19 protein-coding genes and 1 rRNA gene are annotated in these 25,186 nt (G+C 45.4%); 12 read left to right on the top strand and 8 right to left on the bottom strand.

Annotated features, from left to right (window positions below; all coding sequences use genetic code 11):
* Positions 1–496: 496 nt before the first annotated feature.
* The 7 genes from rsmG to rpmH all read right to left on the bottom strand — a co-directional run bounded on the left by rsmG (position 497) and on the right by rpmH (position 7,417).
* Positions 497–1,219: a 16S rRNA (guanine(527)-N(7))-methyltransferase RsmG gene (rsmG, locus tag J2X75_RS18030; RefSeq protein WP_310338600.1), complete on the bottom strand. Its 723-nt coding sequence runs from the start codon at positions 1,217–1,219 to the stop codon at positions 497–499.
* Positions 1,219–3,108, bottom strand: a complete 1,890-nt coding sequence (gene mnmG, locus J2X75_RS18025; protein ID WP_091035227.1) for a tRNA uridine-5-carboxymethylaminomethyl(34) synthesis enzyme MnmG — start codon at positions 3,106–3,108, stop codon at positions 1,219–1,221. The genes rsmG and mnmG overlap by 1 nt, the downstream gene beginning before the upstream one ends.
* Positions 3,109–3,330: 222 nt before the next feature.
* Positions 3,331–4,707 (bottom strand): tRNA uridine-5-carboxymethylaminomethyl(34) synthesis GTPase MnmE, encoded by a 1,377-nt coding sequence (gene mnmE, locus J2X75_RS18020; RefSeq protein ID WP_310338597.1) that lies wholly within the window; start codon positions 4,705–4,707, stop codon positions 3,331–3,333.
* Between the two features lie 211 nt (positions 4,708–4,918).
* Positions 4,919–5,620: an RNA-binding cell elongation regulator Jag/EloR gene (gene jag / locus J2X75_RS18015; RefSeq protein ID WP_310338594.1), complete on the bottom strand. Its 702-nt coding sequence runs from the start codon at positions 5,618–5,620 to the stop codon at positions 4,919–4,921.
* A complete protein-coding gene (locus J2X75_RS18010) occupies positions 5,617–6,495 on the bottom strand; it encodes a YidC/Oxa1 family membrane protein insertase (protein ID WP_036671883.1) in 879 nt (292 codons plus the stop codon). Before J2X75_RS18010 ends, jag begins: the two co-directional genes overlap by 4 nt.
* A 74-nt stretch (positions 6,496–6,569) precedes the next feature.
* Positions 6,570–6,920 carry a ribonuclease P protein component gene (gene rnpA / locus J2X75_RS18005; protein WP_036611981.1) on the bottom strand — a complete coding sequence of 117 codons (351 nt, stop codon included), beginning with the start codon at positions 6,918–6,920 and terminating at the stop codon, positions 6,570–6,572.
* A gap of 362 nt (positions 6,921–7,282) precedes the next feature.
* Positions 7,283–7,417 carry a 50S ribosomal protein L34 gene (rpmH, locus tag J2X75_RS18000; protein ID WP_017691413.1) on the bottom strand — a complete coding sequence of 45 codons (135 nt, stop codon included), beginning with the start codon at positions 7,415–7,417 and terminating at the stop codon, positions 7,283–7,285.
* 576 nt (positions 7,418–7,993) lie between these two features.
* On the opposite strand from rpmH, the gene J2X75_RS17995 reads away from it, so the two are divergent.
* From J2X75_RS17995 to gyrB, 9 genes are all read left to right on the top strand, one after another.
* Complete coding sequence (locus tag J2X75_RS17995; RefSeq protein ID WP_017691412.1) at positions 7,994–8,668, top strand: GntR family transcriptional regulator; 675 nt, start codon at positions 7,994–7,996, stop codon at positions 8,666–8,668.
* 211 nt (positions 8,669–8,879) lie between these two features.
* Positions 8,880–10,241, top strand: a complete 1,362-nt coding sequence (locus J2X75_RS17990; RefSeq protein WP_124118703.1) for a GntT/GntP/DsdX family permease — start codon at positions 8,880–8,882, stop codon at positions 10,239–10,241.
* A 66-nt stretch (positions 10,242–10,307) separates the two neighbouring features.
* Positions 10,308–11,855: a gluconokinase gene (gntK, locus tag J2X75_RS17985; RefSeq protein ID WP_310338585.1), complete on the top strand. Its 1,548-nt coding sequence runs from the start codon at positions 10,308–10,310 to the stop codon at positions 11,853–11,855.
* Positions 11,856–12,724: 869 nt separating this feature from the next.
* Positions 12,725–14,071 carry a chromosomal replication initiator protein DnaA gene (dnaA, locus tag J2X75_RS17980; RefSeq protein WP_036611990.1) on the top strand — a complete coding sequence of 449 codons (1,347 nt, stop codon included), beginning with the start codon at positions 12,725–12,727 and terminating at the stop codon, positions 14,069–14,071.
* Between the two features lie 220 nt (positions 14,072–14,291).
* Entirely contained in the window at positions 14,292–15,434 is a 1,143-nt protein-coding gene (dnaN, locus tag J2X75_RS17975) for a DNA polymerase III subunit beta (protein ID WP_310338582.1), read from the top strand.
* Between the two features lie 16 nt (positions 15,435–15,450).
* Positions 15,451–15,666, top strand: coding sequence for a S4 domain-containing protein YaaA (gene yaaA / locus J2X75_RS17970; RefSeq protein ID WP_036611994.1), 216 nt, complete (start codon positions 15,451–15,453; stop codon positions 15,664–15,666).
* A 57-nt stretch (positions 15,667–15,723) separates the two neighbouring features.
* A complete protein-coding gene (gene recF / locus J2X75_RS17965) occupies positions 15,724–16,836 on the top strand; it encodes a DNA replication/repair protein RecF (protein WP_307540925.1) in 1,113 nt (370 codons plus the stop codon).
* A 13-nt stretch (positions 16,837–16,849) separates the two neighbouring features.
* Positions 16,850–17,098, top strand: coding sequence for an extracellular matrix regulator RemB (gene remB, locus J2X75_RS17960; RefSeq protein ID WP_017691405.1), 249 nt, complete (start codon positions 16,850–16,852; stop codon positions 17,096–17,098).
* A gap of 145 nt (positions 17,099–17,243) precedes the next feature.
* Positions 17,244–19,154 (top strand): DNA topoisomerase (ATP-hydrolyzing) subunit B, encoded by a 1,911-nt coding sequence (gene gyrB / locus J2X75_RS17955; RefSeq protein ID WP_124118706.1) that lies wholly within the window; start codon positions 17,244–17,246, stop codon positions 19,152–19,154.
* Between the two features lie 93 nt (positions 19,155–19,247).
* Here gyrB and J2X75_RS17950 read toward each other — a convergent pair whose 3' ends face one another.
* A complete protein-coding gene (locus tag J2X75_RS17950) occupies positions 19,248–20,195 on the bottom strand; it encodes a YheC/YheD family protein (RefSeq protein ID WP_307540922.1) in 948 nt (315 codons plus the stop codon).
* A 425-nt stretch (positions 20,196–20,620) separates the two neighbouring features.
* Between J2X75_RS17950 and gyrA the strand changes: the two genes are divergently transcribed.
* The 3 genes from gyrA to J2X75_RS17935 form a co-directional block, all read left to right on the top strand.
* Positions 20,621–23,185 carry a DNA gyrase subunit A gene (gyrA, locus tag J2X75_RS17945; protein ID WP_036671890.1) on the top strand — a complete coding sequence of 855 codons (2,565 nt, stop codon included), beginning with the start codon at positions 20,621–20,623 and terminating at the stop codon, positions 23,183–23,185.
* Positions 23,186–23,407: 222 nt separating this feature from the next.
* The gene (locus J2X75_RS17940) at positions 23,408–24,526 is read left to right on the top strand and encodes an HD-GYP domain-containing protein (protein WP_310338566.1); all 1,119 of its coding nucleotides are present in this window, start codon (positions 23,408–23,410) and stop codon (positions 24,524–24,526) included.
* Positions 24,527–24,993: 467 nt separating this feature from the next.
* A 16S ribosomal RNA gene (locus tag J2X75_RS17935) occupies positions 24,994–25,186 on the top strand; the annotation flags it as partial.

Here is a 25,186-nt window from a genome sequence, read left to right as displayed (position 1 = left end):
TTTCGTAATAGCTCCCACAGTCTTTGCAGGTGCTTCTTATTCAATAAGCGACCTTTCACATGCATCGTTCTTGGAATAAGTTTTGCCTTTCATAACGCTTCCTGTCATACAACATCGAACGCATATCCATCTATCTATACATATAATCTATGATCGCTGTGACCCAGGATCGGATACTTCTATTCTATCATCTTTTCTATCATAATCCTATGCTTACCTATTCTTTAAACTCTGCTAATTTTCCTGCTTTTTCTTTGTGAATATTGGAAATATGACGACTTGCACACATTCAATTAATGAAATTGTTCATGAGTTACTGTACGTAAAATTCATCATTACAGGTTCTTCAAGAGATATGTAATACGGAGTATCTGTAATGTTGATCCAGTCCTCCATTTCAGAAAACAAAATAAAGAGAATGTTTCACGTGAAACATCCTCTTTATCTATGTCTAAAATTCTATTTTGTTTTGACTCATTTCAAAACCATCACGTAATTATATCAGTGGAGTCTTCATTGGAGTACCTGGTTTGCGCGGATACTTATAGGGTGTCTTATCAAATTTCTGAATCAGAATGATATGACGCTCTGATTCTTCAACTGGCAGCTGGAATGGATGAACGGCCTTAACCCGTCCTTTCAGTTGATTGAAGCTGAACTCCGCTTCCTTCATTTCCTCACGGGGGTCTCCGCCCTTCATCGCAGCGAACATTCCACTTTTACGAACAAACGGAAGACAGAATTCATTCAGCACAGCCAGCTTGGCTACTGCACGCGCCGTAACGAGATCGTAGCTGTCACGATACCCTTCTTTGCGTCCAATCTCTTCAGCACGTCCATGGACCAACTCTACGTCTGTCAGGCGAAGGATATCTACCACATGCTGTAGAAAGCCAATGCGTTTATTCAATGAATCGATGATCGTAAGCTTAATGTGCGGGAAACAGATCTTCAGGGGTAATCCCGGAAAACCCGCTCCAGATCCAATGTCAGCAAGCTTATTCACTTTGGTCATGTCAGTATAAAAAGCCAGCGATACCGAATCATAGAAATGCTTGGTATACACTTGCTCACGATCCGTAATTCCGGTCAGATTCATCTTTTCATTCCAGGATACCAGCTCCTGATAATACAGTTCGAATTGCTCCAACTGGAGTTCGCCCAGTTCCAACCCATGTTCTTTCAAGCGCAGCTGAAGCTGCCGTTGAATATCGTCCATTATTGTCCCCTTGCTGCGGTTACACGGTTATAATGCTCCAGGTAGACCAGCAGAATGGAGATGTCGGCAGGAGTAACTCCAGCAATACGGGACGCCTGACCAATCGAGATTGGACGAATCGTAGCGAGCTTCTGCTTGGCTTCCATAGCAAGACCATGAATCTCATCATATACGATGGTGTCCGGAATTTTCTTTTTCTCCATCTTTTGCAAACGTTCCACGTGAATCAATTGTTTCTCAATATAACCCGCATATTTAATTTGTATTTCGACTTGTTCTTTCATATCTGCTGTAAGTTCTACCTCAGATGGTGAGAGCTGTTCAATCAGTTCATACCCCAGCTCCGGGCGACGCAACAAGGTAAGCAACGTACTGCCATCCTGAATAGGTGTAGATCCGTACTCTTCCAGCTTGGCATTCACCTCAACCGGGCGAGCTTTAGCCACTTTCAGACGTGCAACTTCCTGCTCGACTTTCGCCTTTTTATCCAGGAATTTCGCATAACGCTCTTCAGGGATCAGGCCAATGTCATGTCCGATTTCCGTCAAACGCATATCTGCATTATCATGGCGAAGTAACAGACGATATTCAGCGCGTGAAGTCAACAGACGATACGGTTCATTTGTACCCTTTGTTACCAAATCATCAATTAACACGCCAATATAACCTTGAGAACGATCAAGCACGATCGGCTCTTTATCTTGTACTTTGCGTGCTGCATTAATGCCAGCCATAACGCCTTGTCCAGCCGCTTCTTCATAACCTGAAGTACCATTAATCTGACCTGCTGTGAACAGACCTGGCAGACGTTTGGTTTCAAGTGATGGCCACAATTGTGTTGGCACCATCGCATCGTATTCAATCGCATAACCGTTACGCATCATTTCCACTTTTTCCATACCTGGAATGGAGCGCAGAACCGCAAGTTGAACATCTTCTGGCAGACTTGTAGATAGTCCCTGCACATAATACTCCGATGTATTTTTTCCTTCCGGCTCCAGGAAAATCTGATGTTTCGGTTTGTCGCTGAACCGGACAATTTTATCCTCAATGGATGGGCAATAACGCGGTCCAGTCCCTTCAATTACACCGGAAAACATCGGTGCACGATGCAGATTATCATTAATAATCTGATGTGTTTCCACAGATGTATACGTCAACCAGCAAGGCAACTGCTCATTATCAGAAGATTCTGTTTCATAGGAAAAGAACTTCGGCTCATCATCGCCAGGCTGAATTTCGGTTTTGCTAAAATCAATCGTATCCTTATGCACACGTGGTGGTGTACCTGTTTTGAAACGAACAAGATCAAAGCCCAGTTCACGCAGATGCTCTGACAATTTAAGAGATGGTTGTTGATTGTTTGGTCCACTCTCATACATCAACTCACCCATGATCACTTTGCCACGCAAGTATGTGCCTGTTGTCAGAACAACCGCTTTAGCCCGATACTCTGTTCCGGTCTGAGTCACAACGCCTACACATTTTCCGTCTTCAACGATCAGTCGATCAACCATACCCTGACGCATTGTCAGATTACGTTCATTCTCCATCGTTTCCTTCATTTTATGCTGATAGGAGAATTTATCTGCCTGAGCTCGAAGCGCGTGAACAGCAGGCCCTTTCCCCGTGTTAAGCATTCGCATCTGAATAAAGGTTTTATCAATATTCCGTCCCATTTCTCCACCAAGTGCATCAATCTCACGTACAACATGTCCTTTGGCCGGTCCCCCAATAGATGGGTTACAAGGCATAAAGGCCACCATATCCAGATTGATCGTAATCATTAGTGTTTTGGACCCCATACGAGCTGCGGCCAGCGCGGATTCCACACCAGCATGTCCTGCACCAACGACGATTACATCATAACTGCCGCCATCAAAAGCCATTCCCGTTTACCTCCTTATTCCGCTGCATTTGGTGTAACTCACACAGACGGATCATGTTCTACAATAATGAAACTACTTCTAACCGTTCCTCGGAACTTGCATTCCTATCTATATAAAACCAACACGTAATGGCTACAACATCATTCCATCCTTTGACAACAGGCAGAAATTGTACCTTTCCATCATACACTACGATTCAAGTCAATCCGCAGTATATTTTTTTTACTTTCCTAGACAGAACTGGGAGAAAATCTGATCAATTAATGCATCATGTGCTGTATCTCCAACAATCTCGCCCAAATGCTCCCACGCCAAACGAACATCAATCTGAATCATATCGATTGGAATGAACTGCTCTGCTGCTTCATAGGCATCAGCCAGGGACTGCTTCGCTTTCTTGAGCAAAGCAATATGACGCACATTGCTGACATAGGTCAGGTCTGCGGACTCCAGTTTACCACTGAAAAATAGCGTAGAGATGGCATCTTCCAGTCGATCCACACCGAGATCATCTTTCACCGACATCGGTACAAGCCGTTCTTCCGGAATGTAACGAAGCAGCACGTCACGTTCTACCTGTGGCGTTAAGTCCATTTTATTCATAATGATTATCGATTGTCTACCGCGGATTTGTTCCAATAATTCAATCTCATCGGGATGAAGTGGCTCCGCAGCATTTACAACCATTAAGATCAGATCGGCTTCACTTACCGCAGAACGAGAACGTTCTACCCCGATCTTCTCTACAACGTCCATCGTTTCCCGGATTCCTGCCGTATCAAGCAACTTGAGCGGGATATTATTGATCGTAATGAACTCCTCGATCACATCACGAGTTGTTCCTGGAATGTCCGTGACGATGGCCCGGTTGTCTTGCGCAAGTGTATTCATCAATGAGGATTTACCTACGTTAGGTCGTCCAACAATAGCGGTCGTGATACCTTCTCGCAGGATCTTTCCTTGCTCTGCTGTAGTCAGCAATTTATCAATTTCAGTCATAACCTGACTGGACTTTTCTTTAATAAAATCAGACGTTAACGACTCCACATCATGCTCGGGATAATCGATATTCACTTCAATATGAGCCAGTGTCTCCACCAACGTATATCGTAGATCACGCAACTTGGAGGATAGTTTGCCTTCAACCTGTTTCAATGCAACCGAGAAAGCTCTGTCCGATTTGGAACGAATAAGATCCATGACACCTTCAGCCTGAGACAGATCAATCCGCCCATTAAGGAAAGCACGCTTTGTGAACTCACCGGGTTCAGCCAGACGAATATCAAGTTGCAACAACAGGTCCATGACCCGTTTAACAGACACTACACCGCCATGCGCACTGATCTCCACCACATCTTCTGTTGTGAACGAGCGTGGTGCCCGCATTACCGTAACCAGTACTTCCTCAATCTTTTCCCCATTAACGGGATCTATGATATGACCATAATGAACCGTGTGAGATGCTGCCTGAGTTAAAGGGGTTTTACTGCGAAAAATCTTTTCTGTCTCCGACACTGCATCCGGGCCGCTGACCCGGATCACGGCGATACCCGCCTCTCCGACAGCCGTTGATATCGCTGTGATCGTATCACTGATCATGGTTATCTCTCCTTGCTCTATTTTAAAATTGCCGCCCCTCGGGGGACGCCATATCCATTTTCAAATCTATTAATGATATAACATATGACATGTTGCCTATCGTATTAAGTTCACTCTTGACTTGTTCTACGCACCTTATCAAATTGCTTCTGTACGAAAAAAGCAATGGCTTCTGCACCGGGCAGGAAGCCATTGCGTCTTCAATTTCGTGTTATTTCGTCGTAATAACCACACGCCGATTAGGCTCTTCACCCTTACTTAACGTCTTAATCTGCGGGTGATTTTGCAGTTTTGCATGAATGACTTTTCGTTCGAGCGGAGGCATTGGTTCCAGTACAACTTCCTTACCGGTACGGATTGCTTGTCCAGCCAACCTTTCGGCCAGGTCCTCCAGCGTCTTCCGCCGACGTTGCCGGAAATTCTCCGCGTCGAGCACAATTCGAACGAAGCTTTCCGAATATCGGTTCGCTACAATGTTCGTTAGATACTGAAGCGCATCCAGCGTCTGTCCACGTCTGCCAATAATCATGCCCAGATCGTCGCCGGCAATATTGAAGATATGTCCATCCCGCTGTTTTTTGATATGCACTTCAACATCCAGTCCCATACCTGCTGCGACCTCTTTCAAGAAAGCAGCCGCTTCTTCATAGGGATTTTTAGCTGCAACATCCTCAAGTAATGCATCTACTTCAGGTTTGTATGCAGCTGGCTTGATCGGCTGTGGAACAACTTCCGGTACAGGCAATAATTTCACTTCAACTTTGGCCGCCCTCACCCCGAACAAACCCAGGAATCCTTTTGACGGCTGCTCTAACACTTGTATCTCGACCTTGTCCCGACTTACGCCAAGCTCGGTCAATCCTTGGTTTACAGCATCTTCAACGGTTTTTCCTGACGTAATGACTTTGGTCATTTCGATTTTTTGGCCCCTTTCGACCCTTTTCCAGAGACGGTCGCTTTGCCACCGTTTTTGCGTTTAGCTCCATTTTTGGAAGAGCTATTCTGCTTCACGTTGACCTCAGCCACGATTTTATCATTATTCCGGTAAAGGAAATAGTTTTGCACGATCGTGTAGATGTTACTGTAGAACCAGTACAGCGGAAGTGCTGACGGGAACTGGTAAGACATCACGAAGATCAAAATTGGGTATACCCAAAGCATAAACTGCATCGGACCAACTTGCTGTGCAGGGTTCATACGCATCATCATCCATGTTTGAATGAATGTTGTGATGGCAGCCAGCACTGGCAAAATAAACAGGTGATCGGGTGATCCGAGCTGGAGCCACAAGAAATCATGCGTTCTCAGACTGGAGTTTCCATAAATTGAGTTATAAAGTGCGATGTAAATCGGCATCTGAATGATAAGCGGCAGACAACCGGCCATCGGATTAACTTTGTTCTCCTGAAACAACTTCATTGTTTCTTGCTGAACTTTCTCAGGTGTATCTTTAAACTTGGCTTGAATCTCCTTCAGCTGCGGCTGAATCGCCTGCATAGCTTTGGAGCTACGGACTTGTTTCATTGTTAATGGTAAAATCAATGTCCGTACAATAAGCACCATCACAAGGACGGCCAGTCCATATTCACCGTTAAACCAGTTGGCGAATGTATCCAGCGCCAGTGAGAACCAGTACACAACATTGCTTTGCCAGAATGAGCCACTATTCTTCAGATCTTCCGTAGTAACCCCGGCTCCTTGTGGAGTACATCCGGCGAGTACAGTGACCATTGCAATGACTGCAATGAGGAGAATCCACTTCCCCTTTGATGTCTTCAATCGCGACACTTCATAACCCCTCTCTTAACCATTCCATTCCACCGTAAATCATACCATAATTAGGAGGACAAATAAACCGAAGCTTACCGCTTGCTCGACTTCAAAAGAGAGCCCTTTCGCATCGCATGTAGCAGGCTTTTTTCCATTTCCTTATAGGGCATGTCCAGTGCACCTTTTCTGACGATAAAAATCAGATCCATCTGCGTGACGATCTCATGCTCATGATGACGAACAATTTCCTTGATCATGCGTCTCATCCGGTTGCGTACGACAGCGTTTCCGATTTTCTTGCTGCATGATACACCGACCCGAAATTGTTCCGTATCTTTACGGCGACAGCCATACACCACGAATTGATGATTGGCAAACGATTTCCCATACCGGTATACGCGGCTAAAGTCCGCCCGGTTTCGTAGACGCAGTCTTTTATACACGGCGCTTCTCCTTGCTGTTCTCCACCAATGTTATTTGACGGAGGCCTCATTACTGATTTAGTATAGGCTTTCTTGAATGACGGTAAACCGTCTTGGCGACAACTTCATTTGGGATGATGATTATTAATCAGCTACTTGAACTGATCAGCATTCATCCGGGATGAATGTTGATTGGCCATTTAAACCTATCAACGATTCATCATTATATAAGGTAAGTTTTCGAAAAATGGAAAACTCACTCAACATACATTCGTGTGTGTTCAGCACTTTTTCGCAGACCATTCAGACCTGATCTGTAGCAGCATCCAGTCTGATTTGAGCTAATTAAGAAAAAAAAGACCACCTCGGTGGTCTTCAATGCATTAAGCACTCAGGTTTTTACGGCCTTTAAGGCGACGTGCGGCCAAAATTTTACGGCCGTTGCTCGTGCTCATTCTTTTCCGGAAACCATGAACTTTTTTACGTTTGCTAACGTTCGGTTTGAATGTAGGTCTCAATGTATTGCACCTCCTCACAAGGAAATACTTATGTGATGAATCACTTTCATCTTCACAGAAAACACCTTTATATATTTAACCATGATCACCTGGAAAAGTCAACTGCAAGGCGCAAGGCTTCTCCCTCTTTTATATACACTCTTCATCCCACCCAAAGTAATGACCACAGTCCGTTCACTTCAATACCATTTTCAACCCCCGAAGAGAGTTCAGAAAGTTATCCCCAGACCCTGATCAGATCGCCATATTTCAGCATTTATAGTTATCCACACCCTCCAATACCTGTTATCTCCTTCATTACATCCTGTTTAAAGTTATTCACATGTGGATAATGATTATAGGCTATAAATATCGTCGAATTCCAATCCGGTTGTATCCGCTTCAATTAAGGTTTACAAGCTTTTGAGAAAGGTGTAGGATAAAAATCACATCTTGTATACAAGTAGTCCTTTGAAAAAAACATTAGCCGTTAGCTTGTAGCTACAGACTATGGATTGAACTGAATGTCCAGTCTGCAAAATAGTTATGCTATGATCAGTAATGAACTGATTACTTATTAATAGGAGCGTTAGCCATATGTTATTTCCTTCTTCCTGGCTTCAAGGGGCTTCCCGTGGCGAGGCCATTGCCTGCGAATTAAGGCTGCGGATCATTAGCGGTACCCTTCGTCCTGGAGAGATTTTGTCGGAAAATCGAATTGCGGCTGATTTTGACAGCAGTCGGTCACCTGTCCGTGAAGCGTTACGAACATTGTCCAATGAAGGTCTTATTCGACTTGAACGTATGGGTGTTGTTGTCATTGGACTACGAATCAAGGATGTCGAAGAATTGTATGATGTCCGTTTCCTGATTGAAAGTTTTGTACAGCAGCGACTTGCTGGTGATGTCCCAGAATCATTAATCACCCAGCTGCGTAACGTGATCGACAAAATGCAACTTGCTGGACGGCATCAGGACGCCGTCGAATTCGCCTATCAGGATCTCGTTTTCCACGAGACCATCATTGAAGCTGCTCAGCATTCTCGTATTTCACATCTATGGAAGAGTATTCGATATGTTGTGATGACCGTTATGCTGCTTACAACGCGCAGAGTATTTGTTCAAGGCGAGCAGAAAGTAAGCGCTGTAATTGAGAAACACCGTTTGCTCGTTGAAGCACTTGAATCAGGCGACAAGATGCTCATTCAGGCTGGAGTCCGCACGTATTTCCAAGATTCTGGCAAAACCCTGCACGAAAGCTTTGATTCCTAATGGGTGCAGGGTGTTTGCAATCATATCCGCTGTGAGTGATTGCAGCTTAACTTGTCGACAAGTATACAAAATGCGATTTTGTTTCAAATTTGGGCATGATAAAACTACATTTTTTCACCAACACCTTCTGCAGTACTGGCACAAATTTAATTGTTGACGATAATTTCACTTGTAAGCGTTCTATATCAGAAATAAAGGAGCACACAACATCATGAGCACTCTTTTTGGACTATCCCACAACGCAACATTATTGGTCTGGACGTTAATTGCGATCGTTTTTCTGATCGTTTTGATCTCCAAGTATAAATGGAATCCTTTCATCACCCTGCTGTTGTCCGCATTAATGCTCGGTTTGCTTACAGGCATGAAACCTGCCGACGTGATCTCTTCCATTACCGGGGGACTTGGCGGCACACTTGGAACCATTGCAATTGTTATTGCTCTCGGTACGATGCTTGGTAAGATGATGGCCGAGTCTGGCGGTGCCGAGCGCATTGCAACTACATTGGTCGATCGGTTTGGTGTGAAACGTGTGCACTGGGCCATGATGATTGTTGGATTTATCGTTGGTATTCCCGTTTTCTTCGAAGTCGGCGTAATTTTGATGATCCCCATCATTTTTACCGTTGCACGTAAAACCAATATGTCTCTGCTTCAGATCGGTATTCCCATTTTGGCCGGTCTGTCGACTGTACACGGTTTGGTTCCACCCCACCCAGCACCAATGATAGCGATTGAAGCCTACAGCGCGGATCTGGGTAAAACCATTTTGTACTCCCTGATTGTTGGTATTCCTACAGCGATTATTGCAGGTCCTTTGTTTGGTAAATTCATTGGAAAAAGAATACACACCGAACCGCCAGCCGAACTGGCTGAACAATTCGCAACAAAAACAAATAGCAACATGCCTGGGTTTGGTATTACCCTGTTTACCATTTTGCTGCCGGTTATTTTGATGCTGATTGGTTCCATAGCAAGTATCATTGACCCAAATGCCACGAGCGGCTTTACCGTTTTCAGTGAATTTATCGGTCATGAGATCATTGCTCTGCTCATTTCAGTTGTATTTGCCCTCTTTTCACTCGGCTTTGCACGTGGATTCACTAAACACGATATTTCTCGCTTCACCAGTGAATGTCTGGCGCCTACTGCGACCATCATTCTCATTATTGGTGGAGGCGGTGCCTTCAAACAGGTATTGATCAATAGTGGTGTAGGCAACGCCATTGCCGATGTTGCTACCCATGCCAACATCAACATCATCCTGTTTGCCTGGCTTGTCGCTGCGCTCATTCGTGTAGCTACCGGTTCAGCAACCGTAGCCATGACAACTGCTGCCGGTATTGTCGCTCCAGTGCTTGCACTCACCCCAGGTGTCAATATTGAGCTGGTTGTACTCGCTACAGGTGCAGGGTCACTCATCTTGTCCCATGTGAATGATGCGGGATTCTGGATGATCAAAGAATTCTTTAATATGAGCGTTTCCCAGACATTGAAAACGTGGACCGTTATGGAAACACTATTATCCGTGGTTGGACTGATCTTTATTTTACTCCTGAGTACAGTGGTATAAATGGAGTCTCTATAGTAGAAAGAAATTAAAATCTCATCGCTTTCTGGAGAAAGAAGGATTAAATACATGAACAACTATATGATTGGGATTGATATTGGTACCACCAGTACCAAATCCGTATTATTTACCGAGCAGGGCTCCGTCGTCAGTACCTCAACGCAGGAATATCCTTTGTATACCCCTGCGCCCGATGTTGCCGAACAGGACCCTGAAGAGATTGTGCAAGCAGCCCTCCGCTCTGTGCGAGGAGTCATGGATCAGAGTGGTGTTGCTGCCGAGCAGATTCTGTTCGTATCCTGTAGCTCGGCCATGCACAGTGTCATTGCCATGGATCAGGACGACAAACCCTTAACTCGGTGCATCACCTGGGCGGATAACCGAAGTGCAGCATGGTCTGCCCAGCTGCAAGAGAATGGATTGGGCCATCGCATCTATCTGCGCACAGGTACGCCCATCCATCCCATGTCACCGCTGACCAAATTAATGTGGCTGCGCCACGATGAACCTGAACTTTTTGAGCGTACAGCCAAATTTATTTCGATTAAAGAATATCTGTTCTTCCGTCTATTCGGACAATATGTCGTTGACCATTCCATCGCTTCTTGCACAGGTTTGCTCAATCTGGAACAACTGGACTGGGACGCAGAAGCCCTTGAGATTGCAGGCATTACACCAGACCATCTCTCGAAGCTTGTACCCACAACACATATATTAGAAGGAATGAATCACGAATCGGCTGAAAAAATGGCTCTCTCCCCCTCCACACCCTTTGTTATTGGCGCAAGTGACGGGGTTTTATCCAATCTCGGCGTAAACGCCATTGAACCTGGTGTTGTCGCAGCAACCATCGGAACCAGCGGGGCCATTCGCACTGTCGTGGACCATCCGGTCACCGATCCCAAAGGTCGAACCTTCTGTTATGCCCTCACAGAGAATCTTTGGGTCATTGGTGGACCTGTGAATAACGGTGGCATGCTGTTTCGTTGGGTACGGGATGAATTCGCCGCGTCTGAAGTGGAGACAGCGAAGCGACTTGGCATCAATTCCTATGATGTGCTGACCAAAATTGCCGAACGTGTCCGGCCGGGATCTGAAGGACTTCTGTTTCATCCGTACCTTTCGGGCGAACGTGCCCCTTTATGGAATCCGGATGCCCGTGGTTCCTTTTTTGGCTTAACACTCCATCACCAGAAAGAGCATATGATCCGTGCTGTCTTGGAAGGGGTTATTTTTAACCTATACACGGTACTGCTGGCTATGGAAGAACAGATTGGGCAACCTACCTCTATTCAAGCCACAGGTGGGTTTGCGCGTTCTCCTCTCTGGCGCCAAATGATGTCCGATATCTTCAATCAGGAAGTGGTTGTACCCGAGAGCTTCGAAAGTTCCTGTCTGGGTGCAGTTGTGCTTGGTTTGTACGCTACAGGGCGGATCCAATCGCTTCATGCCGTTTCTTCCATGGTGGGTACAACGCATCGGCATACCCCTGTCAAAGAGAATGCTGTACTCTACCAGGAGCTGCTGCCCATCTTTATTCGGATCTCTCGCAAACTGGAAGAGGAATACGCAGATATCGCTGAATTCCAGCGTAAGATGTCCCTTCCCCGTCTCTAAATCATCAATCCATACTTCGTCTCTGCACCAAAAAAAGAGGTTGTCGCCCAAAACCAAAAATCGGTTTTAGGGGACAACCTCTTTTGCTATACACGCATAATCTATCCTTTGAATTCATATTATACATTCATACACTTCAACCTCCATATTCGAGCATCAGCTTACCTCTTGATCCTAATAATTCACATACATATGTCTCAAAATGAAGTCATCTATGTCCATTATTCTTATACATTGCCATCACAGAATTACCATCTGATCAGAAAATACACCACTGATCTTGTTCAATTAAAAGCATGAGTTTACTCCCCTCTCCTTCTCCCATCCTGAACTGAATTCGTCGCTTTCACCATCGCCCCATTGGCAAGAAAAACACGAGGGTGAGAGGTCAGACTTTTTCCGATCTTGATCATGCTCTATTTTCACTTCGCGGTTATCCACAGACAGGTTATTCACAAAAGAAGAATACTTTTACACACAATTCGGCATCATTTGACGGATAACCTGTGTATAAAACATTTTTGGTTTTTGGGTCATTCTGTCGAAAATTAAACAGTTTATAAACAATATATTGTGTTGTGACTAAAAATTATACACAAGTTATTGAATTTGTGGATAAAATCACGCGATACGTTGAAATGCGGGGTTTCTTTTGCTATGATTGTATTACTTTTGGATGTGAATATGTGATCTGACCCATAATATTATCAACAGCCTGTGGATAAAGTTGTGAACAATTTTCCGTTGTTCATACTTTTTTTGTTTTCGACCTGCGGGGGGTTGGGGATAAATTCAACAATATATCTCGTATTTCGACACTGCATCATGGCTTAAGCCACACTTGGAACATGTAAAAGGAGTGACAGTCTGTGGACAGCCATACTTCTGATTTATGGCAGCAAATTTTATCAATCATACAAAACAAACTCAGCAAACCCAGCTTTGACACCTGGTTCAAAGCAACCAAAGCCACCAAGCTTAATGATCGTTCAATCGTCATTTCCGCACCAACCACGTTTGCCGTCGAATGGCTGGAGAGCCGTTACACCAAATTGGTTGGCTCGACGGTATACGAGCTGCTTGGCAAGCAAGTCGATGTGAAATTTGTCATCGAAGAGAACAAGCCTGCTGAACCGGACCCGCAACTGCCGGCACCAACGCCTACAGTTGTACAGGAAGAAGCGGTACTCAGCATGCTGAATCCGAAATATACGTTCGATACATTTGTCATCGGGCCGGGCAACCGTTTTGCCCATGCCGCATCGCTGGCGGTCGCTGAAGCGCCCGCCAAAGCTTACAACCCTCTCTTTCTGTATGGGGGTGTAGGTCTCGGTAAAACTCACTTGATGCATGCGATCGGACATTACGTTCTGGAGCATGATCCGGGCAGCAAAGTCGTTTATTTGTCGTCTGAGAAATTCACGAACGAATTCATTAACTCTATCCGTGACAACCGCGGGGAGAGCTTCCGTAACAAATACCGGAGCGTCGACATTTTGCTCATTGATGATATTCAGTTTTTGGCGGGAAAAGAATCAACACAAGAGGAATTTTTCCATACGTTTAATGCGCTGCATGAGGAACGGAAGCAGATTATCATCTCCAGCGATAGACCACCGAAGGAAATTCCGACACTGGAAGAACGGCTTCGTTCTCGCTTTGAATGGGGGTTAATTACGGATATCCAGCCTCCAGATTTGGAGACAAGGATCGCAATTTTGCGGAAAAAGGCACGTGCGGAAAACTTGGATATTCCGAATGAAGCGATGATGTACATTGCCAACCAGATTGACACCAACATCCGTGAACTGGAAGGTGCCCTGATTCGGGTAGTTGCTTATTCTTCACTGACTAATCAAGATGTAACCACTCATCTGGCAGCTGAAGCACTGAAGGATATTATTCCTTCCAGTCGTCCCAAAATGATCACTATTCATGACATCCAACAAAAGGTCGGCGAGTATTATAGCCTTAAGCTTGAAGATTTCAAAGCACGGAAACGGACCAAGGCAGTTGCTTTTCCAAGACAGATTGCCATGTATCTCTCTCGTGAACTGACAGACTTTTCTCTGCCCAAAATCGGGGAAGCATTCGGAGGACGAGATCACACCACTGTCATACATGCTCACGAAAAAATCTCCCAAGCGATTAAAAACGATCAGGATCTCTATAAAGTTATCAACAACTTAACCGAAAAAATTAAGAATCCAACCTGAACAAGTCCCAAGCCTATGCACAACGTATACACATGTGGATAGGCTTGGGTGTACGGGTTTATACCCACTTATCCACATATTCAGTGCCCCTATTACTATTATTACTAAAAAGATCTTAAAGATATCATCTCCAAAATAGCCATTTCGGAGCTTAGCCTTCGGCCTTTGAAAAACACCTTTTAACACCCCAACACCCAAAAAATCAGCTAGGAGTGAAACCATGAAAATCAGCATAATGAAAAACTACTTAAACGATTCCATACAGCAAGTATCCAAAGCGATCTCGAGCCGTACGACAATTCCGATTCTGAGCGGTATCAAATTCGACGTGAATCATCAAGGTGTAACATTGACAGCAAGTGACACCGATATATCCATTCAATCCTTCATTCCGCTTGAAGATGGAGATAAAAGCGTAGTTCAGGTAGATCAACCCGGCAGTGTAGTTTTGCCAGCCAAGTTTTTCGTGGAGATCATCAAGAAGCTGCCATCACAGGAAGTACACATGGAAGTCAAAGAGAACTTCAACACCTTTATCTCCGCAGGTGCTACCGAGATTCAACTGGTAGGTCTTGATCCGGAAGAATTCCCGGTACTGCCAAGCATCGAAGAAAATCAAACGGTCTCCATTCCAGGAGATTTGTTGAAAAATATGATCAAACAAACGGTCTTCTCCATTTCCACACATGAGACTACTCCAATCCTGACAGGTGTACTCTGGAGTTTGGGTGACAACGAATTGAAATTTGTGGCAACAGACCGTCACCGTCTTGCTACTCGATCAGCAATGCTGGATAATGCAGAAGGTATCCGCTTCAACAACGTGGTTATTTCCGGTAAAACGCTGAACGAGCTCAGCAAAATTGTTCCGGATCAAAATACCCTTGTGGATATCGTTGTTGCAGATAACCAGGTCCTGTTCAAAATCGACCGTGTATTATTTTACTCCCGTATTTTGGACGGAACATATCCGGATACTTCTAGAATTATTCCAACGTCATACAAAACAGAACTTGTTTTAGATACAAAAAAATTAAGTGAATCCATTGACCGGGCTTATTTGCTGTCGCGTGAAGAGAAAACAAACATCGTGCGTATGCAAACGATGGATTCTGGATCCGTTGAAATTTCTTCAAGCTCTTCCGAGCTAGGTAAAGTAAGAGAAGAAATCAAACCTGCCGAGTTTACAGGAGATCCGTTAAAAATCTCGTTCAACTCCAAATACATGCTGGATGTGCTGAAAGTTGTTGAAAGTGAGCAGCTGATGATCGCTTTTACAGGAGTCATGAGTCCAATCATCTTGAAACCGCTGGATGACAGTCACAGCCTTTACGTGATATTGCCATATCGGACGACCAACTAACGAAAGGAAGATCACAGTGAACCAAGTTACGATTCGTACGGAATATATTAAGCTTGATCAATTTTTGAAACTGGCTGATTGCATCCCAACTGGAGGTATGGCCAAAGCTCTGCTTCAGGAAGGACTTGTACGTGTGAATAAAGAGCCTGAGGAACGACGGGGACGTAAGTTATACCCTGGGGATATCGTTGAAGTGGACGGAGAAGGCACATTCGAAGTTGCTGCAGAATAAGAAGACCAGTTCGATCCTGCTGCCTCCTGACGGACGGGATAAAAGGGAGGTTACCGCGTGTTTGTGAACAGCATTGATCTGCAGAATTTCCGCAATTATGAACATCTGAGACTGGACTCTTTTGGTCCCGTAAACTTGTTGATTGGGCAAAATGCCCAAGGCAAGACCAATCTTGCAGAGGCTATTTTTGTACTTGCACTCACCAAGAGCCACCGCACATCCCGTGACAAGGAGCTGATTCGTTTCGGTGAGGAACGTGCCAGACTTGCAGCAGAGGTCGACAAAAAGTACGGATCGGTCAAGCTTGAGCTATCTTTGTCGCAACAAGGCAAAAAAGCAAAGATTAACGGCCTGGAGCAGCGCAAGTTAAGCGATTTTGTCGGAGCGCTCAATGTCGTGATGTTTGCACCGGAGGATCTGGAGATTGTAAAAGGCACACCGGGGGTCCGCCGCCGGTTTCTTGACATGGAGATTGGACAGGTTGCACCAGGTTACCTTTATCACCTGCAGCAATACCAAAAAGTGCTGGTCCAACGAAACAATTTGCTTAAGCAACTTTGGGGACAAGGGGCATCAGCCCAGACCATGCTTGAGGTATGGAATGAACAACTGGTTGAGCATGGTGTTAAGATCGTCAAAAAAAGGAAACAATTCATAAAGAAACTGCAAAAGTGGGCAGAAACGATTCATCAGGGGATCACCGGAGGCGGAGAAGTCTTGCGCCTGGCCTATCTTCCGTCCTTCAGCGAAGCCGCTGAGGAAGATGAAGCTGTCTTAATGGACCAATTTATGATAAAATTATCACAAATGAAAGAGCAGGAGATTCGCCGAGGCACAACCCTTAGTGGGCCGCATCGGGATGACCTGTCCTTTTTCATTAACGATCGGGAAGTACAAACATATGGCTCGCAGGGGCAGCAGCGCACAACGGCGTTGTCCCTTAAACTTGCGGAAATCGAACTGATTCACGAAGAAATCGGAGAATATCCGGTCCTGCTGCTGGATGATGTTCTGTCAGAGCTGGACCCTTTCCGCCAGACGCAGCTGATCGAAACGTTCCAGAGCAAGGTGCAAACCTTTATTACAGCTACGGGGGTCGAGAGCCTGAACGTTGACAAGCTCAAAGATGCCAGTATTTATCACGTTCATGCCGGACAGGTTGAACGCTAAGGAGTGAGGGCTTATGTACATTCATCTGGGCGGTGAGAAGATCATCCGTTCTTCCGAATTGGTCGCTATTTTTGATATATCGATTGAAAAATCCTCAAAGATCTCCAAGCAGTATGTGACGCATGCCGAGCAGGAAAAAACCGTGGAACACATCGGCGAAGAGGAAGCCAAGTCCATTGTGGTGACCAAAAACATTGTGTATTACTCGCCGATCTCCTCAGCCACGCTGAAGAAGCGGGCTCACATTTTTCCTGATCTCTAGCGGTTGTGTGGCATAAAAGGTGTGTCTTTTGCTGCTTGTCTTTAATTTGGACAGCTGGCTGGAATGAAGTACATTGCCTTTTTCAGTAAACATTCTTAGTTAACGCATAATTACGATATTGAATCTTATAGAAGTAGGTGAAAGCATGTCTATGAATCAACCGTCATATGGTGCAGATGAAATTCAGGTTCTTGAAGGACTGGAAGCCGTACGGAAACGTCCGGGGATGTATATCGGTTCCACCAGTTCCAAAGGTCTGCATCATCTGGTCTGGGAAGTAGTGGACAACAGTATCGATGAAGCGCTCGCAGGTTATTGTGACCATATCGAGGTTACTATCCATGAAGACAACAGTGTCACTGTTGTCGATAACGGACGTGGGATTCCTGTCGGTGAACATGCCAAAATGAAACGTCCTGCGCTTGAGGTCGTTATGACCGTCCTCCATGCAGGAGGTAAGTTTGGTGGCGGCGGGTACAAAGTATCCGGTGGTCTGCACGGTGTAGGTGTATCCGTAGTTAACGCACTATCCGAAAAAGTTGTTGTCACAGTTAAGGTTGACGGGCATGTCTATCAACAGGAATACCGTCGTGGTACTCCGCAGTATGACCTGAGAACGATCGGTACAACCGACGAAACCGGAACAACGGTTAGGTTCCACCCGGATCCTGAAATTTTCACGGAAACGAGAGTTTACGACTATGACATCTTGCTTGCCCGTATTCGTGAGCTGGCGTTCCTGAACAAGGGTATTGGTCTTACACTGACCGATGAGCGTACAGGTGCAACCAACTCATTCCTGTACGAAGGCGGCATTATCGAATACGTCTCCTTCCTCAATCAGAAGCGCGAAGTATTGCATGAGAATCCAATTTACGTTGAAGGTTCCAGAGATAACATCCAGGTGGAAGTTGCTCTGCAATACAATGACAACTACACCGAGAACATCTATTCCTTCGCCAACAATATCAACACGCATGAGGGCGGAACGCATGAATCAGGTTTCAAGAGTGCCCTTACGCGGATTATCAATGACTATGCCCGTAAGGCAGGGGTAATCAAGGACAGCACGGGGAACCTTTCCGGGGATGACGTGCGTGAAGGCTTGACAGCTATTATTTCGGTCAAGATTCCGGAACCGCAATTTGAAGGACAGACAAAGACCAAGCTGGGCAACAGCGAAGTGCGTGGGATTGTCGAATCCTTGTTTGCCGAGAAGCTGCAGGAGTTCCTGGAAGAGAATCCTTCCGTATCCCGGCGCATTTTGGAAAAAGGGCTGCAAGCAGCACGTGCGCGTGAAGCTGCCCGTAAAGCCCGTGAACTGACACGTCGTAAAGGTGCACTCGAAGTAAGCTCACTTCCAGGTAAACTGGCAGACTGTTCATCCAAGGATGCTTCAATCAGCGAATTGTACATCGTCGAAGGTGACTCCGCCGGCGGATCAGCGAAGCAAGGCCGGGATCGTCATTTCCAAGCGATTTTGCCGCTGCGTGGTAAGATTTTGAACGTGGAAAAAGCTCGTCTCGACCGGATCTTGGGGAATGCGGAGATTAGAGCAATTATTACAGCAATGGGTACAGGTATTGGTGATGACTTCGATATTGCCAAAGCCCGCTATCACAAAATCATTTTGATGACCGATGCCGACGTCGATGGTGCTCATATCCGAACACTATTGCTGACATTCCTGTATCGGTACATGCGCAAAATCATTGAGGCAGGTTATGTATATATTGCACAACCGCCATTGTTCAAGATTGAGCGTAACAAAGTGATTCGTTATGCCGGTTCCGAGAAAGAGCGCGATGAAATTATTGCAACGCTCGGCGAAAATGCAAAATTCAACGTTCAGCGTTACAAAGGTCTTGGCGAGATGAATGCCGGACAATTGTGGGAAACGACGATGGATCCGGAGAGTCGGACCATGATGCAAGTATCGATTAATGATGCCATCCTTGCTGATGCCATGTTTGACACCCTGATGGGGGACAATGTTGAACCGCGTCGTGACTTTATCCAGGAAAATGCAAAATACGTGAAAAACCTCGACATTTAACTTATTCGAAGAGGCGCCTGCGAGGGCGCCTTTTTATATTAGGGGAAGTATGGAATAGGGAAGGCAGTAGACATAGACTTCCGTATCCCTTTGTTATCTGCGAACACGTTTTTTGGCAGATGAGGCCTGTGCTTTAGGGGATGTACGAGAGCTCTTACTCTTTTTGGAGGGCAAACGACCGTATGCAATCGCATAACGTTTGATCTTCCGGTATGCCTCCTTGTCCGGTAATAAGCCAAAGGCATAAATGCCTGGCAGTGTGTTGACTTCAAGAATCCAGGGACGCCCTGCTTCGTCTAGCGCAATATCAATACCAATCTCTTTGAGCCTTGGAAATGATGTTTGCAATTGCACAGCGGTATGAATACCTAAGCGGTACAGCTCTGTGCGAAGTTTTTTGAAGCCATCCTGGTGAAGATGGGGGAGTACGAGTTCTTCAAACGTGGCCAATCGTCCGCCACCATGAATGTTGGTGATAATTTTGCCCGGCGCAGCAACACGTCCCAGAATACCTGTTGTTTCCCAGTTGTGTTGCAGATTTTTCTGAGTTAACACACGCAAGTCAAAAGGCAAATCTCCATGCTTCATCAGCGATATTCCCTGTTGAATGATATAATCACGTTCCTGAATGCGATCATTCAGTGCTCGTTCGAGTTCGTCCAGGGAATGAAATGATCTCTCCTCTGTACCGTATTGGAGTTGATATGTTGTTGTGAGATAGGTATCTCTGGAGATAACAGCACTTGCTTCGGGTTCATCAGGCAGGTTCCGATCAGTAGGTTCTTCCGGAACCTCCGCATCTGTGGTGGAATCTTCGGAATGAACGACAGGTTCGTATAAACGGGTTGTTTTTACTCGCATAACGCCATTACCGTAAGTACCACGGTCCGGTTTGATATAGTTTGACTCAAATAATTCAGTCATTCGTTCGAGAGTTTGACGGCTATATTTTCGGGTCACTGGGATATATTCATTCACAATGCGACTGCGTTGTAACACAGCTGTTTTGGCCCATTTGCTGGAGACGCGTTGGATACCCAAGATCCATCAGTCCTTTCATGTTTTGCTCAGTTCTAAAGAGGGACAGACACGGAGAAATCAAAGGACAAGAGACGATTTCAGTGGTATAATAGAGAAATATGGCGTTTTGTGCGATGAGCTGCGTAATTTGCAGTTTAATCGTAGGACGGGAATGGCTTTAGCCTCTGTAGGCACAGTACATATGCCGTTTTTCTAGCATTGTATGTGCAATTGGGGAGGAAGGCAGGGCGTATCCCCAGACACGCAGAAGTTCCCGGAAGAAAGGCTATTGCCCAGCGGACGTTTAATTGTGTAACTTTTGTGAAAGTAATATAATAAAGAGTAACGTTCTTGCGCGGTTTTAGCCTTGTTAGGCTTTTCACATATAATCAATTTTTTGCATGACGGAATGGAACGTTTGTTGAAGGACAAGAAGGAGGTCCAGCATGGCGGAAGAAATGAACTCTCAGATTACAGATCGGGATATAGGCGTCGAGATGCGTGAATCGTTTATGGATTATGCGATGAGCATCATCGTTAGCCGTGCCTTACCTGACGTGCGTGATGGATTGAAGCCGGTTCACCGGCGTATTCTGTACGCGATGTCAGAGCTCGGCATGACACCCGATAAACCACATAAAAAATCAGCCAGAATCGTCGGCGAAGTTATCGGTAAGTATCACCCACACGGTGACTCTGCTGTTTACGAGACGATGGTACGGATGGCACAGGATTTCTCCCTGCGATATATGCATGTAGATGGACATGGTAACTTTGGATCGGTCGATGGTGATATGGCAGCAGCCATGCGTTACACCGAAGCACGTTTGTCCAAGATTGCTATGGAAATGCTCAGAGACATCAACAAGGATACGATTGATTTCCAGCCGAACTATGACGGTGAAGAACATGAGCCAATCGTTCTGCCTGCTCGTTTTCCTAACTTGCTTGTCAATGGGGTCGGCGGGATCGCGGTAGGTATGGCCACCAATATTCCTCCTCATAATCTGGGCGAGGTCATTGATGGTGTACAGGCCATGATTCAAAATCCGGACATTACATCCATGGAGCTTATGGATTACATTCAAGGACCAGACTTCCCTACGTCCGGCTACATTTTGGGCCGTTCAGGTATTCGCCAGGCGTATCAGACTGGACGTGGTTCAGTAACGATGCGGGCCAAAACCAACATCGAAGAGAATAACAACAAGGCGCGAATTATCGTTACGGAACTGCCTTATCAGGTAAACAAGGCGAGACTCGTTGAGAAAATCGCCGAGTTGGTACGTGATAAAAAGATTGATGGCATTACTGACCTTCGTGATGAGTCTGACCGTAATGGTATGCGGGTTGTAATTGAGCTTCGCAGAGACGTGAATCCGGGGGTTGTCCTGAACAACCTGTACAAACATACATCGATGCAATCCACTTTCGGGATTAACATGCTTGCGATTGTTAATAAAGAACCTAAAATCCTGAACTTGCGCGAAGTGTTGTATCACTACCTGCAGCATCAGATTGAGGTTATTCGCAGACGTACGCAGTTTGAACTGAAAAAGGCTGAAGCTCGTGCACACATTCTAGAAGGTTTACGTATTGCGCTGGATCATATCGACGAGATTATTACGTTGATTCGTTCATCCAGTAATGCGGATGCAGCCAGAGAAGGTTTGATTGAGCGCTTCTCACTCAGTCATGATCAGGCTCAAGCTATTCTCGATATGCGTTTGCAACGCCTCACAGGTCTGGAACGCGAACGTATTGAAAATGAATATAACGAACTGATGGTCAAAATCAGAGAGTATCGCGAAATTCTGGCCAATGAGCATCTGGTGCTTGAGATTATCAGTACGGAGCTGCAAGAGATCCGCGACCGCTTCAGCGATGATCGTCGTACGGAGATCACTGTAGGTGAAGAGAGCATTCTGGATGAGGACCTGATTCCACGTGAAGAGGTTATCATTACGATTACTCATACAGGCTACGTGAAACGTCTGCCGGTATCCACATACCGCAGCCAGAAACGTGGTGGACGTGGGGTCGTGGGTATGGATACGAAAGATACCGACTTTGTCGAGCATCTGTTTGTGACCAACTCCCACAATTACCTCATGTTCTTCACTGACAAAGGTAAAGTGTACCGTCTCAAAGCTTACGAGATTCCAGAGCTTGGACGTACCGCACGGGGAACGCCGATTATCAACCTGATCCAGATCGAGCAGGGCGAATCGGTCAATGCCGTAATTCCGGTCCAGGAATTCGAAAGTGACAGATACTTGTTCTTTGCTACCCGCCAAGGGGTTGTGAAGAAGACGCCACTTGAGGATTACACCAATATTCGCAAAGGCGGCTTGATCGGTATTTCCTTACGTGATGATGACGTTCTGATCGATGTTAAGCTGACCGATGGATTGCAAGAGATCATCATGGGTACAGCTCACGGAATGTCTATTCGATTCTCGGAAGGCAACGTACGTTCCATGGGACGTAGCGCAACCGGGGTCAAAGGGATTACATTGGATGAACAGGATGCTGTTATCGGCATGGATGTAGTTGATAAAGAGCTTGATGTTCTGATCGTTACAGCCAAAGGTTACGGTAAACGTACACCTGTCAGTGATTATCGGATGCAGACTCGTGGCGGTAAAGGGATCAAGACTATTAATGTCACAGAGAAGAACGGCTCAGTAGTCAGCCTCAAAATGGTTAAAACCGAAGAGGATCTGATGATTATCACGTCTAGCGGTACGTTGATCCGGATGAGCATGGAAGGCATATCCACTATGGGTCGATACACGCAGGGTGTGAAGCTGATTCATATTCGTGACGAGGATTCAGTAGCCACAGTCAGCCGAATTGACAAAAATGAAGAGGAACCAGACGATGAGTCGCTTGAAGGCTTGGAAGGCGAGGAGTCCCAAGCTCCGGTAGTAAGCTTGGAAGAAGGCACCGTTTCTGACGCTGAGGTTAATGAAGTTGAGGGCGACGACGATTCCGGTTCGGAAGCATAAAATAGAATTTTATAAAGACTGATCTCTTTGAGATTGGAAGAAGATTGCGAGGGCTCCCACGGGGAGCCCTTTTGTTTGTATAAAGGAATCTCTTCTTTTATTCTTCCGAATCTGGGATGTACAGCCTGATTCCTGAGTAATATAATGGGAAATATCATGAAAAACCGGGACTATGGTCTTGTTTGTATTAACATAGAAGAACGATGAGTGAGGGGAATACACATGGGATTAATCACCCTGTCAGAAGTCAAACCAGGACTCAAACTTGGGAGTGATGTGCAAACACTTCGCGGCAACGTTCTGCTTCAGAAGGGGAAGGTCATTTTACCCAAGGATATGGAAGTGCTCAGAGCCTTTATGATTCAACAGGTAGATATTGAACAAGAAAGAATGGCGTCGAGTAGTACAGGGACCAAAGGTGCATCTGTGTCCGCAGGAAGTTCTGCCAATGATAACAATGGTGAACGGGCAGGGAAGAGAGGGAACGTCACCACAGCTCCTGTAGTAACGTCTTTGCAGGATGAGTATGAGAAGATGGTCGGACTAACGAAAAATGCTTTCCTGTCCTCTCTGGCGGCTGAATTACCGGTCTATGAGTTACGTACACAGTTGGAGGCTGTGTTTGCACATCTCAAACAATATAATGTGCTTACTTTCAGTCCACGAGTAATGCAAGAACATGATTATGTATATCACCATGCCGTACTGAGTGCGATCACATCCTATCAACTGGCTCAATGGATTGATCTCCCCTCCAAGGATTGGATGCAAGTGGCTTTTGCAGGCTTGTTCCATGATATTGGTAACAACAAGGTAGATCCGCAGATTCTCCATAAACCATCCACGTTGACGGCTACAGAGCAGGAAGAGATTCGTCAGCATACGAAATATGGTTATCAGATCCTTAAACAGGCAAAGGCCATTAATGAGGGAGCCAGACTTGCAGCTTTGCAGCATCATGAAAAAGTGGATGGATCAGGCTACCCGTTGCAGCTTAGTGGGACGCAGATTCATATTTATGCCAAGATTGTAGCTATCGCTGATATTTTCCACGCCATGACGCTGGAGAAGATCTACCGCAAGGCACAATCACCATACCTAGTCCTAGAACAGATCCAAAGTGAGGCATTTGGGAAATTGGATCCTGCAATCGTAAGGGTATTTGTTCAACGGTCGACCCAGATCCATAATGGCATCCGAGTGAAACTCAGCAATAACCAAATTGGAGAGATTGTATTCTCTGATCGAGATCATCCTACACGGCCTATGGTGTCAGTAGAAGGAAACATCATTAACCTGATGCAGCAACGGCAACTTCACATCCAAGAGGTTATCGGATAACAATAAATATTAAAGTAACTTGATGAGGGGGCCTTTCTTTTATAGAGAGGCTTTTTACGTGAGATAAATGTGGAGATGTAGAGAAAACAGAAAGATTATAGAAATATATATCATTACTCAAAAAAAGACTTGCATTCAAAATCTGTACATGGTATATTCTAAGTCCGGCCAAGAAAACACGGTTTACATGGTGCGGCAAGCAAACGAAATAAGCTTCGAAAGAAACTTAAAAAAAAGAGCTTGCAAAGTTGGTTCGGATGTGATAAGATATAAAAGTTGCTGAAGAGAACGACATTCGGTAACAAAACAAGTTTGATCTTTGAAAACTGAACAACGAGTGAGTAAACATTCTGCTTGCAGAATGAACGCGAAAGTTTGAAACGAGCCTTGGCTTGGATCAACTGGAGCACAAATGAGATTTTTAATCTCGTCAGATTCAAAATGAGCTTATCGCTCTTTTCAATACTTTATTGGAGAGTTTGATCCTGGCTCAGGACGAACGCTGGCGGCATGCCTAATACATGCAAGTCGAGCGGAGTTGATAGGAAGCTTGCTTCCTTGATACTTAGCGGCGGACGGGTGAGTAACACGTAGGCAACCTGCCCTCAAGTTTGGGACAACTACCGGAAACGGTAGCTAATACCGAATAGTTGTTTTCTT

It is taken from the genome of Paenibacillus sp. 2003, assembly GCF_031455635.1.
Taxonomy (GTDB): Bacteria; Bacillota; Bacilli; order Paenibacillales; family Paenibacillaceae; genus Paenibacillus; species Paenibacillus amylolyticus_B.
The sequence above is the reverse complement of the archived record's forward strand: the minus strand, read 5'-3'. Positions and strand labels throughout refer to the sequence as shown.